At 47.0% G+C, this 14,600-nt stretch carries 14 protein-coding genes and 1 pseudogene; 9 read left to right on the top strand and 6 right to left on the bottom strand.

Annotation, left to right across the window (positions count from 1 at the left end):
- The first annotated feature begins 14 nt into the window (after positions 1 to 14).
- Positions 15 to 200: a hypothetical protein gene (locus WC647_17865; protein ID MFA6224170.1), complete on the top strand. Its 186-nt coding sequence runs from the start codon at positions 15 to 17 to the stop codon at positions 198 to 200.
- 196 nt (positions 201 to 396) lie between these two features.
- Complete coding sequence (locus tag WC647_17860) at positions 397 to 516, top strand: helix-turn-helix domain-containing protein (GenBank protein ID MFA6224169.1); 120 nt, start codon at positions 397 to 399, stop codon at positions 514 to 516.
- A 41-nt stretch (positions 517 to 557) separates the two neighbouring features.
- Here WC647_17860 and WC647_17855 read toward each other — a convergent pair whose 3' ends face one another.
- From WC647_17855 to WC647_17840, 4 genes are all read right to left on the bottom strand, one after another.
- Complete coding sequence (locus WC647_17855; GenBank protein ID MFA6224168.1) at positions 558 to 758, bottom strand: hypothetical protein; 201 nt, start codon at positions 756 to 758, stop codon at positions 558 to 560.
- A gap of 126 nt (positions 759 to 884) precedes the next feature.
- A complete protein-coding gene (locus WC647_17850; GenBank protein MFA6224167.1) occupies positions 885 to 1,667 on the bottom strand; it encodes an enoyl-CoA hydratase-related protein in 783 nt (260 codons plus the stop codon).
- Between the two features lie 141 nt (positions 1,668 to 1,808).
- Complete coding sequence (locus tag WC647_17845; protein MFA6224166.1) at positions 1,809 to 2,423, bottom strand: DJ-1/PfpI family protein; 615 nt, start codon at positions 2,421 to 2,423, stop codon at positions 1,809 to 1,811.
- 45 nt (positions 2,424 to 2,468) lie between these two features.
- A complete protein-coding gene (locus WC647_17840; protein MFA6224165.1) occupies positions 2,469 to 2,603 on the bottom strand; it encodes a hypothetical protein in 135 nt (44 codons plus the stop codon).
- A 1,101-nt stretch (positions 2,604 to 3,704) separates the two neighbouring features.
- Between WC647_17840 and WC647_17835 the strand changes: the two genes are divergently transcribed.
- From WC647_17835 to WC647_17815, 5 genes and pseudogenes are all read left to right on the top strand, one after another.
- A complete protein-coding gene (locus tag WC647_17835) occupies positions 3,705 to 4,010 on the top strand; it encodes a hypothetical protein (GenBank protein ID MFA6224164.1) in 306 nt (101 codons plus the stop codon).
- A 5-nt stretch (positions 4,011 to 4,015) separates the two neighbouring features.
- On the top strand, positions 4,016 to 4,294 hold the full coding sequence (locus WC647_17830; GenBank protein MFA6224163.1) for a hypothetical protein: 279 nt from the start codon (positions 4,016 to 4,018) through the stop codon (positions 4,292 to 4,294).
- 23 nt (positions 4,295 to 4,317) lie between these two features.
- A complete protein-coding gene (locus WC647_17825; protein ID MFA6224162.1) occupies positions 4,318 to 4,542 on the top strand; it encodes a hypothetical protein in 225 nt (74 codons plus the stop codon).
- A 1,326-nt stretch (positions 4,543 to 5,868) separates the two neighbouring features.
- Positions 5,869 to 8,739 (top strand): PAS domain S-box protein, encoded by a 2,871-nt coding sequence (locus WC647_17820; GenBank protein MFA6224161.1) that lies wholly within the window; start codon positions 5,869 to 5,871, stop codon positions 8,737 to 8,739.
- 162 nt (positions 8,740 to 8,901) lie between these two features.
- Positions 8,902 to 9,162, top strand: a pseudogene (locus WC647_17815) (transposase).
- Between the two features lie 335 nt (positions 9,163 to 9,497).
- On the opposite strand, the gene WC647_17810 reads toward WC647_17815, so the two are convergent.
- Entirely contained in the window at positions 9,498 to 9,845 is a 348-nt protein-coding gene (locus WC647_17810; GenBank protein ID MFA6224160.1) for an IscA/HesB family protein, read from the bottom strand.
- A 210-nt stretch (positions 9,846 to 10,055) separates the two neighbouring features.
- Positions 10,056 to 11,522: an NAD-dependent succinate-semialdehyde dehydrogenase gene (locus WC647_17805; GenBank protein MFA6224159.1), complete on the bottom strand. Its 1,467-nt coding sequence runs from the start codon at positions 11,520 to 11,522 to the stop codon at positions 10,056 to 10,058.
- Positions 11,523 to 12,141: 619 nt separating this feature from the next.
- Between WC647_17805 and WC647_17800 the strand changes: the two genes are divergently transcribed.
- Both WC647_17800 and WC647_17795 read left to right on the top strand, forming a co-directional pair.
- Complete coding sequence (locus tag WC647_17800) at positions 12,142 to 13,593, top strand: pentapeptide repeat-containing protein (protein ID MFA6224158.1); 1,452 nt, start codon at positions 12,142 to 12,144, stop codon at positions 13,591 to 13,593.
- 142 nt (positions 13,594 to 13,735) lie between these two features.
- Entirely contained in the window at positions 13,736 to 14,107 is a 372-nt protein-coding gene (locus WC647_17795; GenBank protein ID MFA6224157.1) for a phospholipase D-like domain-containing protein, read from the top strand.
- Positions 14,108 to 14,600 lie beyond the last annotated feature (493 nt).

The raw sequence follows: 14,600 nt of genomic DNA, 5'->3' as shown, positions 1-14,600 counted from the left end.
AGCCATTGCTTTTAATGGGTGGCGCCGCGGGACTGACTCGAACCGTCGACACTAGGGTTCCCATTGTGAAAACCTATGGCGCCCTCGTTAACATGAATATAGTGGTTTTCGGACGAATCGAACAGGAAACAGAGTACCTTGGGTTTCTGATTTTCATTCAGAGCCCTTTTAGTGGGGACGGTTTGTCAACAGGATCCTAGAGAGGTTTTGGGATGGCGCCCCTTTCTTAAGGTCCAGTAATTACACGAGGAAACTGCCTATTTCATTCCACCAATCTGATACCATAACATAGCCTTAAATTCTTTCTTTGGGCAAACAAAAACTCCAAAAGTCAGCAAAAAAGGATACCGCTCACGCGCAAAACCACAAATGAGGGACATGAAGATATGACAATTTATGAAGCCTATGGGTATCTCTCAAAATCGGCTCGGCAGAGACCTTGGAGTTCCTCCCCGTCGAATAAATGAAATAATTCATGGCAGAAGGAGGGTTACGGCTATCATTTCAAACGCATAGAGAAATTGAAATTTGAGGTGTGAGGGCCGACCAGTGTGCAGTTAAATACCAAAATGCGACCGGGCCCTGTCAACCGGCCCGACATAGACCTCGAAGTTGTCCCGCTTGCGAACAATAGAGACTTTCCCATCCAGCTTCGGATTTCTAAGCAGCTTTTTTATGCAGTCAAATGTGGCCGCCGAGGTCTTCAGATAATTGCCGCTTCCCTCATGCTCCACAATATAGCCTTTTTCATTAAACAAAAATCAACCTCCAAATATAAATTTTATTTATACTACGATTATAACCACGTCCAAGTCAAGCTGTTGCCTCAATTATGTCACATTGACACTGAAAATTGACAAATTTTTGAAACTACTTCCTGAATTTCAATCCTCTCCAAATTTGGGTTTCCTCTTTTCCAAAAAAGCTTTCAGCCCTTCCTGACTGTCAGGGGAAGCGTAGCAAGCGCCGAGACATTGGTTTTCAATTTTCAAACCTGTTGCCAAATCTGCCCCCATCCCCTGGTTTATAGCTGTTAAGGCGTATTTCATAGCGACAGGACTCTTCTCCGCCAGCTCTTCCGCCCATAGAAGGCTCTCATCCATCAACATCTCATGATGAACGACCTTATTAACCAGCCCTATTCGAAACGCATCTTCCGCTGCAATGATTCGCCCCATAAGTATCAACTCGGAGGCTTTCGCTTTTCCTATCAATCTGGGGAGTCTCTGTGTGGCGCCTGCTCCGGGAATTATACCAAGGTTTATATCTAGCTGTCCGAGAGAAGCTCTTTCCGACGCCAGTCTTAGTGTGCATGATAGGGCCAGTTCAAATCCAAACCCGAAGGCATAACCGTTAATCGCAGCAATTGATGGGATTTGAAATCCTTCGATCCTGTTGAGGATGTTCTGTCTCTCAATAGAAGCTTCTATTCCTGTTAATGCATTCCGCTGTCTAAGCTCCTTTATATCTGATCCGGCAATGAACGACTTGTCCCCGGAGCCCGTAAAAATTACAACTCTTATTCCTGAATCGTTCTCAACCTCATTTAGAGCCTTTTCGAGTTGTTTAAACATAGCGGCGTTCAGAGCGTTGTGGACTAGTGGTCTATTAAATCTCAATATAGCAGCCCTATTAACTTTCTCAGTGATGATTTCGTTGCCGTTCATTTGCTGCCTCTCTTGATCCCTTTTTTCATGTACATGTAACTTTTGCATCCTAACGTTTCAATAAGTTTGATCTGTGTACTGTTTAGACAATTCAACAGGAAAAAGTTGTTAGTTTCCATGTCACTATTTGTAATTCAAAGCTTAACTCATATCGCAGACCCTCTCTTCTAATAATGATTCCTTCTTTCTTAATGCCTCGACCAGGGCCTTTCCGAATGCCTCAGAAGCGGCAGGGCCTTTAGCCGTAATGATCTTTTCATCTTGCTGAACGAGCCCGCCGACGTATTGGGCTCCATACTTGCGAAGTTTCTCAGATTTGGGTCCAGTTACACGCCTGCCCTTAAGCAGTCCTGCTTTTCCCAAGACATAGGTCCCGGCGCAGATGGCCCCAATAAGCTTATCTGAGTCGTAGAAGCCATGAAGCAAGCGATTAACTTCCGGGTCTCCCACGTATTTCCAGACGGAGTACCCGCCTATGATGGCCAAAGCGTCGTAATCCCCGGTTCGAACCTCTTCCAAGGTGAGATCCACTGGTATATTCGCCCCATTAAGATCCTTTGCGGAAGGGTCTTTGCACGCTACTCTTACCTTGCACTGAGACGATTCGAGCGCTTGCCGGGTGACACCGTACTCAGTGGGATGATTCATGGTAGGACTGACCAAGAGAAGCACGGTTGGCTGCTTCCCATGGGAAACCCCAAGGCCGGCGGCAAAGATGAGCGTAACTACTGTGACTATCTTTATATAAAATCTCATGTCAAGAGGCCTCCTCTTCGACTCCCGTTCTCAGAAATTGCCTGACTATGGAATACCCAAAGGTGTTTCCATGAGACATGCCCTTTGCCCATATAACCGTCCAACACTGACTTTGTAAAGCTCAGCGTAATGGTTCAGTGGTAGCTGTTTGCCTTCCACCGTTGTCAGTTGGACGCTCATGCATACTCCTGCTCCAGGTTCCGGGGTTCATATTATGACTCCCATCGGGCAACTAAACAACTTGTTCTCTCAGTTTTTGTCCAGATTGGGCTGAAACATTATAATAGAATTAACGTTTTCGGGATAACCGTGCCACCCCTTGGTGGCAGGATAGAAGACATTCCCATACTCCTGGAAGAGATCATGTCGAAGCTGGCCGTGGAACTTCAACTAACTCATCTCCCGTTATCGATCCGGCCTTCGCAACTACGCTCACGAGATATGACTGGCCCGGCAACGTCAGGGAGTTGCGGAACGCTCTCGAGCGAGCATTGATGCTGTCCAACGGGCATCGATTGAGCTTGACACTCCCTTCCGGTAAAGCAAGTTCTGGGAACTGGTCTCACGTGTCCAGTTTTCCGGCGTAAGAACGCACGCTTCACGACGTGACGGATGAGCTGATCAAATCCCTGATTTTGGAGGCGCTCCGACGTTGCGAAGGCAATAGAAGATCCGCAGCCCGTACGCTTGGTATAGCCCGAGATTCTCTTTATCGTCACATGAAGCGTTTTGAGATCATGAGCGAAAACCGCACAGCAGACGAGGATGATTGACCTACATTAAGACACTATGTGAATTCGTAACTCATTGATAAAACACATATCAGTAATTTTGTGGTCCGTTATTAGGACGTTCGCACCTTTCTTGCCGACCCCCTTGTATCTCATCTCCTCACCCGTCGCTGTAGTTAACTAGCTAACAACACAGCTTTTATAGGAAACCTCATCCATTGGTCATGTTTGGCACGTAAAATGCTAAGTAGCCTGCAAGGGTTATAAGCGTCATCACTCGATAATCTGTAACGTTATTTGAATCTGTTTACCAGGTGTAGCAACTGCCGGCGTATCCGGTGACGTCTCACGGGGATGACCGAATCGATATTAATTCCCGCTGAGAAGCCTCTAGGCTGGGCGTGAGGTGCTTAGATTCGCTCAGGTATATATTATAGGCGAGCCAGGCAACGCTTGGTTATATTAGTCTGGCATGTTTGCTTATTAATTCAACGCCGGGCTCTCACGAAAGTGAATCTCGGCAAAAATATTTTTAAACAGGAGGCCCATTATGGCGGAAAACGAAGTAAACCAAGATGTGAATGCTCTCAGAGACGATCTCAAACAGTTACGTGAAGACGTAGCCACAATCGCAGAAAGTCTGAAAAAAGTAGTCCAGGGAGGAGCAAAGGCAGTTCTTGCCAATCAACCTGACGATCTCTATGGTCAATTCAAAGAAGGCTATGAATCTTTACGCCAGGAGGGTAAGCACGCACGAACCGCAGTGGAGAGAGAAATCGAGGAGAGACCGTTTACGGCGCTGCTAGGGGCTTTCATTGTTGGCATTATCCTTGGCAAGTTCATGTCGGTGCGCTGAATGTTATGCGACAAGTAGTTGAGATCTGTCTGGGGTTTGTCGAGCTTATAACGGCTGAGTTGGAACAGTCCAAGAGGGCCTTGTTAAATCTCGGAATTGCTCTAGGGCTGGTTTTCGCTGCGGTCCTGTTTCTGATCTGCGCCGTCGGATTGATGCTCTATGCAGTGTACCTTTCAGTTCTTGCGGCTTTCGACCCCAAGTGGGCTGTTTTTGCGACCGCCCTTGGAGCATTCGGATGTGCAGGAATTTTGTTCTGGATCGCAGGACACAGAGGCGGACGTTGACGGCTAGGCAAAAGGATAATCGTATGCTTACTCCGCAAGAGAGATCTGAGGCGGCTCGCCGCCGTATTCTGAAGGCTGCGGAAAATGTACCCGGCTCTTTCCCCGGTTTTGTGGGGAAGCAGCCAATTTCTGCAGTTGCATTCGCTCTACTGGGCGGATTTGTGATCGGCTACTCGCCTCGTGTCAAGCGAGTGCTTATAAACAACGTCGCAGGTCTACTCCGTTTCTTGAGCAACCTCAAGTTGTAAATCTACGGGATCGGCCTTGAACGATGTGCATGAACAATCCTGGCGGAGACTTTCTCCATATGGGAGGAGGGGAAAGCGCATAATTCACGAGTTGCGCTTTTTGACAATAAAAGGCTTCATCCCCGACCCGGCTTATACCATTTCGCTTTTTAAATCGTAACTCTCAGATATTCAAAGTTGGTCATTGAGCGAAGTCTTTCTGGATCGTCCTGCAGTTTGCGCAATCCCTCACAAAGAGTTCGCTCTACTGCGTCAAGGGACCGAAAAGCTTTGTTGGGAAGATGCTTTTCTCTCAACTCATCCCACAGATGCTCCACCGGATTCAGCTAGGGACTACGCGAAGGTTGATATATGAGCCTTATGTTTACAGGGACCTTGAGTCATTCTGTTCTATGCCAACCGGCGCCGTCTACCAACATGAGAACGAAATAGTCTTTGAAGTCCATCGATAATTCTTCCAGGAATAAGTTCATCATTTCTGTATTTGCATAGGGAAGTATTAGGGAGGTCTGTTTGATCTGTACAATTTGAGGATCGACAGGATTTGCTGGGACATAAGTCGGGGCGAATAACGACTCACTACAGCCAGGCGGAGCTTCTTAACTTGATAGCAGCAAGTAATAAAATAGTTGAACCGTCGGAGGCGCACAAAAGTCGCACAGTGACCTTATTAAGAAAAAAACCACTCCTGGTTGTTAATGGTTAACATCTTGGAATGGTTTTGGAATGCGTGGCGCCGCCCCAATCAGTAGTGATGACACGCAAAACTCACGCAAGGATTTTGGTTTTTGAGCGAAGATATTCTATGAAAAGACGGCGCCAAATTTAACCTAGAAATCTTCACCTAATCAGCTTCTGGTCGGTGTTTCATGGACCTGAGCCGGGGTGTTGTGTGTCCTATAATAGAGGAACTACAATCGGGGGGAAAATTATGGCAGAACCAACGCCGTAAGTTATCAGGGAAACCAGGAACGCTCTTTTCTCTATGGACGATGAATACTGGAAAATCCTGGCCATTTATGGAGACGATCAAACGATTGCTGAGACTAAATGGGTACGCAAGCCACGTGCGCCGGAGAATTATTTGGAAATGATTGGCTAAACGGATTGATATGGGGTTAAAGGGGGATAGTATGGATTCGGAGAGATCTGGAGTTTATCGGCTTGATGTGACGATGGACACACAGAGAAGACGAGGGGATTAACGGCCAGGGATAATTAGTTTGACAAGCGCCTTACTTTTACAAGATAAGCAATAATAAGGGTTATTATGATCAAGCCCTTCCACCACTCGCATACGTAGCTTCCCGTTAAGAGGAACCTTCCATGCAAGACCATGATAAGACCAAAGAACAGCTTATCGATGAATTGAATAAGTTGCGCCGTAAGGTGACTCTGAGAGATATGGCTGAGGATAAACTATGCAAGCCTAAGGGTTTACCTTCAGAACACGAGGATAAGACCCCTGAGGAGGTAATTCACGAACTCGATGTCCACCAGATTGAGTTAGAGTTACAGAATGAGGAACTGAGGAGAGTTCAGCTTAAATTAGAGAAAACCAAGAACGATTACCAAGACCTTTATGATTTCTCTCCTGTAGGATACTTTACCTTAACTAACAAAGGGATCATCACACAGGTCAACCTGACAGGGGCGGCGCTTCTTGGGATGCCGCGTCCAAAATTAATTAATCGAGGTCTTGGGCGCCTTATCGCTCCCGAGAACCTTGACAAATGGGATCAGCATCTCGCTAACGTGTTTGGGCATGAAGAGGCGCAGACTTGCGATCTAAGGCTCATACGTGAAGATGAATCGACGTTTTATGCCCGCCTCAACAGTATTCGAATAGTTGTGCCGGATGAGTGGGAAAGGGAAACCTACTTGATTCATACGGCGGTCACTGACGTCAGTGACCGGATGCAGGCAGAGAAGGAACTGAGAGAGAGTGAGGAGCGATTTAGGAACTTCTTGAACGCTACTGATGATCTCGCATTTTTAAAGGATCAACACTACCGCTATGTGTTTGTGAATAAAGCGAATCAGGACTTTTTCGGGCTTTCTGAGCAGGAGATTATTGGAAAGACTGATTTCGAATTGATGCCGGAGGAACTAGCGGAAGAATGTTTAAAGTCAGACCGACGTGCAATTGCCGAAAACGATATAGTAACCGTAGAAGAGAGATCCGCAGACAGGATCTTCGAAATTCGGAAATTTCCAGTAAAACTTGAGTGTCAAGAGGTCGGCGTTGGCGCATTTATAAGGGATATCATCGACCGCAAGCGAGCGGAAGAGGCGCTGAGGGCCAGTGAAGAGAGGTTTCGGGCAGTAATACAAAACCTACAGATCGGTATTTCAGTTCTCAATCCCAGTATGGAAATCGTCGCAATCAACCCATTCTTCCAAAAGATATATCCTCGGGTTCAGGCAGGGACAGGGCAGCTTTGTTTCGATTCCTATAATGATCCGCCCAGGACATCGCCATGTCCCTATTGTCCTTGTGTGAAAACCTTCCAGGATGGAAAGGTCCACGAAAGCCTAACAGAGACCCCCACTGGGAGCCAAGCCCGCAATTACAGGATTATATCCTGCCCCATCAAGGATGCTCAGGGCCAGGTTGAACTGGTGGTCGAGTTAGTGGAAGACGTCACCGAGGCCAAGCAATCGGAGGAACAAAATCTGAGGCTTGCAGCCATCGTCGAGTTCTCAGATGACGCAATCATTGGCAAAACCTTGGATGGGATTATCACAAGCTGGAACAAAGGGGCGGAAAATATTTATGGTTACAAGGAACACGAAATAGTCGGCAAACCCGTAACGATTTTGGCGCCGCATGACCGTGAGGATGAGATTAAGGGGCTCCTTGAACAAATTAAAAGTGGGAAATCAGTGCAACACCTCGACACGGTTCGCCGGAATAAGATTGGCGACCCCATCCCTGTATCCTTAACGATTTCTCCGATTATTGACAAGGAGGGCAACATAGTTGGCGCATCGACAATATCCCGTGACATTTCTGATCGTGTAAATGCGGCGCAACAGAGAGAGACTCTTCAAGAACAACTCTTCCATGCCCAGAAGATGGAAGCCATAGGAACGCTTGCAGGAGGTTTTGCTCATGACTTCAACAACAAGCTCCAGGTTATAGCTGGTTACGTGGAATTGATTCTTTTCAACAAAGACCTGTCGGAGACCTTAAAGCCGGACTTGGAACTTATAAAGCAAACCGTTGATAGTAGCGCCGAGCTAATTAAAGGGATGATGGCGTTCAGTCGGAAGACGCCCATAGACCTTCAACCGATTGAACTCAACAAGCTTGTTACGCAGACCAGGGCCATGCTAACCCGATCCATACCCAAGATGATAGAAATCGAGCTTTTATTGGCCGATGATCTTTGGGCGATAAATGCCGCCCCAAATCAAATTGATCAGATATTGATGAACCTTGCCGTAAACGCAAGCGACGCTATGCCGGATGGTGGTAAACTGACCATACAAACACGGAACACGGCATTGGATGAGGAGTTTTGCCGTTCCTATCCTAACACAAAACCTGGGAAATATGTTCTGATGATAGTATCAGATACAGGCGCTGGGATGAATAAGGAGACAGTATATCATATTTTTGAGCCATTCTTCACCACCAAAGCGCCAGGTAAAGGAACAGGACTTGGCCTCGCAGTGGTATACGGGATAGTGGAGCAGCATGGCGGCAGAATTGTTTGTGATAGCCAACCATCTGTAGGGACGACTTTCAGTATCTACTTTCCAGCGATTGAGGAAGTCCCCCAAGAACAACATTCTGAGAAGAAAGAACCACCGAGGGGACGAGGTGAAACTATTCTCGTGGTTGACGATGAGGCCAACATCATTGAATTGACTGCACGTATTTTGAATCAATCCAATTATAGGGTGATCACAGCCGTAAATGGAGAGGAAGCTTTAGAGCTTTATGAAAAACATGGGCAAGGAATCAGTCTGGTCATCCTGGATCTCATGATGCCGGGGATGGGCGGGAGAGAGTGCCTTCGAGCCTTATTGAAAAAGGATCCTAAGATTAGAGTCCTTGTGGCAAGCGGTGGTTTGAAGCCGGGAGTGGAGGGAGATCTGAAAGAGGCAGGAGAGAAGGGTACCATAAGGAAGCCATTTGATATGGCCAATCTGCTAGAGAAGATCCGGAAGATTTTGGATGAAGATTAAATAATATGGAGACATCTGATGCCCTACGCGCTTCAGTCAAAGTCCTATAATGGACTTACCGGACCTGCTAGAGCCGCATGTGTGAAGCTGTTTGTGAACCAGAAATGGGAGATGCCTGAAGAGTTAACGCCAAGGACAGCACAAGCGCCGCCAAAAGTATTTACTCTATGGGAGGCAGTTCAAGAAAACTGGGAAAACGTCATCCCTTTCTTTGTTTTCCCCGAGGATATCCGCAGAATAATTTACACTACCAACGCTATTGAAAGTCTGAATATGAGGCTCAGGAAGATTACCAAGAATCGAGGGCATTTCCCAGGAGACGACTCAGCGTCAAAGCTGATCTATCTGACATTGCGCAATGTCTCAAAAAAGTGGACAATGCTCCCGCATTGCTGGAAAAAAGCCCTGACACAATTCGCCATATTTTTTTGGAGAACGTCTACCTATATCATGGACCTGAATATTAATTTAATAAACGGAGAACGACCCTTACACAAAAATAATGACAGGTCCGACCAGGCTGCACGTCAAAGAGACTATCTCCGAACCGAGTGGGCGTGCGCGTGCGTCCTCGCAGATTAACGTTTCCTTCCTTGAGGCTTCCTGTGTCAATAGTTCCATCTTTGATATGTCTGGTGGCTGCCCCATGACCCTTCCTGGTGGTTAATCGGTCTTTAACCGTTCCCTTAAAGACCGCCTAAAAGCAAAACACCCACGGGTACAATATCAAAAATCGCGAACTGGTATAAGGTCCACATTCAACGCGTGACTGTGTCGCAACTGTTACAAATTTCGTGACATCCTACCCCAACACCCTTCACACCCCTCATTAGCTCCGATTCAAGCGTATAACCTGAACCCAAAGTCGAGTGAGTGTAGCCGATACGTATGGGTTTCACTCTTTCAAAAAGCGCTTTTTCGATAACGAATGTCACAGCCCTCTCAGTGAAAACTTTGTCATCTTCTTTCTGTGCATCCAGAGCCATGATGAGATAAGGGCCTCTCCATCCGCCTTCGTCCATCAAGACTCTGATCGCCTGAGGCGCTTCCTGTTCCATCAGGAATTGTTTGATCTTTTCCATTGCTTCTTCACTAACTTCAAACATATGGAACTCCTTTCAGTAGATTTACCATTCCGTAGTGAATCCTCATGAGCCGCCCTTGACCGAGAACGCAATTATATCTTAATGCATTTCTCCCGATGGACCACCGTTCAGGTAGCGGATTTTACAAGCCGGGGCCAGTTTTATGCATATCGTGAGTACCATTTGGAGCGTCTTGCCCAAATGGATGTCGAATTCAGGAATGACAACCCACTAGCCAAGGCTGCCGATACACACGTATTTTATCTCCAGATATTCCTCAATACCGTATTTGGAGCCTTCACGGCCGATCCCAGATTGCTTGACTCCCCCGAAGGGCGCGACTTCAGTAGAGATCAAGCCCGTGTTAATTCCCACCATCCCGTACTCCAACGCTTCGCTTACACGGATGACTCTGGCCAGATCGCGGCTGTAGATATACGCAGCAAGACCGTAAGGAGTGTCGTTAGCGATAGAAATGGCCTCGGCTTCGGATCGGAAACGCATGACTGGCGCGACTGGGCCGAAGGTCTCTTCCCTCATGCAGAGCATATCAGTCGTGACGTCGGTCAATATGGTCGGCTCAAAGAATGTCTGCCCGAGTGAGTTGGGCTTTCCGCCGAGACTAAGGGTCGCTCCTTTTGATACTGCGTCACGTACATGCTCTTCCACTTTCTCCTGAGCTGCACGATCAATGAGAGGGCCTATCTTCACTGCCGGATCGAGTCCGTTGCCTACCGTTAGAGGCTTGACGGCCGACACAAATTTATGAACAAAGGCGTCATAGATACTGTCTTGGACGAGAATTCGGTTGGCGCACACGCATGTTTGTCCTGACGAGCGATACTTCGCTACCAGAGCCCCTTCGATAGCAGCATCCAAATCCGCGTCCTCGAACACAAGGAACGGCGCATGGCCACCCAACTCAAGTGAGATCTTCTTGAGGGTTCCCGAACTTTGTCGCATGAGCAGTTTGCCGACTTCGGTGGACCCAGTGAACGTCAGCTTCCGCACGAGCAAATTCTCTGACAATTCCCGGCCTATTACGGCGGAATCACCTGTCACCACGTTGAGCACTCCTCTGGGAATCCCGGCACGCTCGGCTAGTTCCATCAAAGCCAAAGCTGACAGCGGTGTTTGTCCCGCAGGTTTCAAAACCATTGTGCACCCTGCAGCCAAAGCCGGAGCAATCTTTCGGGTAGGCATCGCGCTCGGAAAGTTCCAGGGCGTGATGGCAGCGCAAACTCCAATTGGCTGCTTAATTACCAGAATTCGGTTATCTGCTCTATGAGTCGGAATTACATCACCGTACGTACGTCTGCCTTCTTCCGCAAACCACTCGACAAAAGCGGCAGCGTAAGTCACTTCGCCCTTGGCCTCCTCAAGCGCCTTGCCCATCTCGGATGTGAGGATGATCGCCAGGTCATCCCGGTTTGCCATAATCAACTCGAACCAACTGCGCAGGATGACGGCTCTTTCTTTTGCCGTTCGGTTACGCCAGCCTATCCACGCGTCATGGGCAGCCTGAATGGCGCGTCTGGTTTCAGTTGATCCCATATTTGGGACTCGGCCCAATATTGTTCCGTCAGCCGGATTAATCACGGGGAAATCGGACCCATCATCCGCTACAACCCATTGGCCGTCGATATAACATTGTTGCCTGAGCAAAGTCTTGTCTGCGAGGCGGTTTGAGATAGACATTGGATTGTCCTCCGAGTCGTTTTTCACTCACATTACCATTGACGTGCGTGCTGTTATGGCTCGCATTGAGCGAAAGCTGTAGACGCTTCAAATGCTTGATAACAGCGATGTTAGCAAAATGTTAGCATTTTCGAGATTAAGGTGATTAGTGAGTCAGTTTTGGGAGATCTGAAAATTGGAGCTTGTTGAAATCCTTGGTCATTGCATGGTGCCGAGGGACGGAATCGAACCATCGACACAAGGATTTTCAGTTAGTAAACTACCATTAATAAGTAATTAATTAAATCTGTTACCTGACCGACCGTTGCTTTAAATCGGTTGATATCGGTAGTGATGACACGCAAAACTCACGCAAGAATTTTTCGCGTTGGAGCGAAAATATCCTATCAAAAAATGGGACCAAATTTACCGGACTATTTAGCCCAAACTGGTCACGTAAGCCGTAATAAACGCATTGCTTTGATTACAAGTTTCTTACTGTGGAGGTGCAGCTAGAAATTCTTTCCAAAACGCCTAGAATTTCTAACATCCTATCTCGCTTCATGATAAAATCGAATTATTGGTATTTCTCGGAACAGAGCGAACAATTCCTTAAATATAATACATATGGGGCAAAACAATGGCGAGGTGCAGACACCATGAAGTGTGTGGTCTTGATGGTCTAGGCGATGCGGATTTATGTATTCTGCATTCGGAAGACCCTGAGAAAGATACAATGCAATTCTGGGAAGCTTTTAACTGTCATCGAAGGAGTACCGGGGACACCTTTTTTCGTTTTGTTTTTCCAAGAGATTGTGACTTCATTAGTACTAAGTTCGAAAAGGGCGCCAACTTCGCTAATGCAGTGTTCAACGAAGATGCTCAATTTTACCATGCCAACTTCATCGGAGGTGCCAACTTCCGTCATGCTATTTTCGGAGGGCGTGCCGACTTCGGCAGGGTTGAATTCAAAGGGGCGGCCGACTTCTCCGATGCTAAATTCCATGGGGATGCTCTATTTTATCGAGCTTCGTTTGTGGGAACGGATTACTTCGGCGGCGCTCTACATCAAGCACAACTTCACCCCTCGGAGCCATCAGTCCCGACATGTGCCGACTTCTTTGGAGCCAAATTTAATAGTGATGCGAGTTTCAGTGAAGCTGGATTTACAGATGCGCCCGACTTTAGAAGTATCAAATTCGCCAAGGCAGCATCCTTTTATGCCACAGTGTTCCAAGACAGGCCCAACTTTTCCCGTGTAAGGTTCCAAGATAAGGCCAACTTTGTCAGGACTAGGTTCAGGCACGGCATTGTGTTTACCGGATCTACCTTCGGAAAAACATGTATTCTTGCTTCTGAACGAGATGAAGACCATAATTTTGTCATCTTCTCCGGTACGCAAGTTGACTTTAACTGGGTAATCATTGAGCCCGACTGTAAGCTGATTTTTCGAGATGCAGACTTACGAAAGTGCCAATTCCTAGGTACAGACCTGCGGAACATCGAATTCACCAACGTGATATGGCCCCAAGTGGTTTCTAGTGGCTGTTGTATCAATATTGGGGAAGATCGTATTGGTATTTATGATGAAGTCTTGTTTTTAGAAGGGCAGCCTGTCCCGTTGATACACATCGAGAAGGCTTACCGTGAGCTAAAACAAAATTACGAAGATCGGAGAGATTACGATCGAGCCGGTGATTTCCATTATGGTGAAAAGGAGATGCGCCGCATAAATGTAGAAACTAGCCTCCAACTTCGTTCCATCTTGACAGTATATGGGATTGTCAGCGGCTACGGAGAGCGATATCTGCGACCATTGGCTTGGACATTCTTGCTCTTTATCTGCTCCACGGTTGGATATCTGTCCTTTGGTCTGCATTCAAAACAAATGGATCGACAATTAGTTTGGGGGAACATGTGGGATAGACTTACGGCTGGCTTGTACAGTTTACGAGTCATGTCCTTGCTCAGCCCCGAGGACTTAGTTCCCGTGAATTGGTGGGGTTTCTTGGTGCAAACCATAGACAATCTCTTCGGACCTGCGCTGATTGGTCTTTTTCTTCTGGCATTGAGGCAGAGATTGAAACGCTGAATTGCTTTTTTTGATTGCAGATGACCTTGAAACCTAGCTAGACTTCATTTTTTGGTTCTTGAAGCCAATTCTATTAATACGTCCGCTCAAGAGTCATCCAAGAGATTCGAGGACAATATGTCGTTTCTCTATGGAGTATCAAATGAATCGTAAGAACATCTTATGCATAATACTGATTTTATGTTGTTCGTTCCTTGATGTGAGACAGTGTCTCTCCAGCGACCTAACCCTCAATAATATCCCCCTCAGTGTCTACTTCAGCCCCAACGGTGGCTGCACGGATGCCATTGTAAAAGAGATAGGTAACGCTAAATCCGAAATACTGGTCCAAGCATACAGTTTCACCTCAACTCCCATTGCAAAATCCTTACTGGAAGCCCACAAGCGAGGAGTCAAGGTTGAGGCGATTCTTGACAAAAGCCAGCGCAAGGCGAAATACACGACGGCTACGTTCCTTGCCAATTCCCGAATACCCAATTGCGAGATCGTACTATCCACAAAAGCCATACCATGATAGATGGAAAAATATGATAGGGGCTAAAATCGAAGATGTTTGGCAATTTAAGTGATTTCGTCCTTACGGCCTAGTCCGACAATCATCGGACAAGCACGCCATCCGGCGCCGGTTCGGCTCGTAACGACTAGGTACCATTATATTTGCATTCCTAACACCCACAGTCAATAGCAATTTTGAATTTTCCGCCCACTACTCAGGAAAAGAATATCAATTCGCAGGGACAAGCAAAGAAATAGCACAGTTACCCGAAGCATATATTGATTGGCTGGTTAACAGAAAGCCTGCTCCGAGTCCACAACCTGTCATAGGCAATGGTAATGGCGACGGAAAACTCAAGGGGAACCAGGGCAGAAACAATGCCGTATCGAAAGAGGTTTTTAAATTACGGAAGATCGGGATTAGCGGTGAAACGCTGTTTGATGCAGCGCAACAGGATCTTCCACCTATACGATGGATAATCGAAGACATCCTGCCAGAAGGGCTAACACTG

The sequence above is a fragment of the Desulfomonilaceae bacterium genome, assembly GCA_041662605.1.
In the GTDB taxonomy this organism is placed as follows: Bacteria; Desulfobacterota; Desulfomonilia; order Desulfomonilales; family Desulfomonilaceae; genus CAJBEZ01.
The sequence above is the reverse complement of the archived record's forward strand: the minus strand, read 5'-3'. Positions and strand labels throughout refer to the sequence as shown.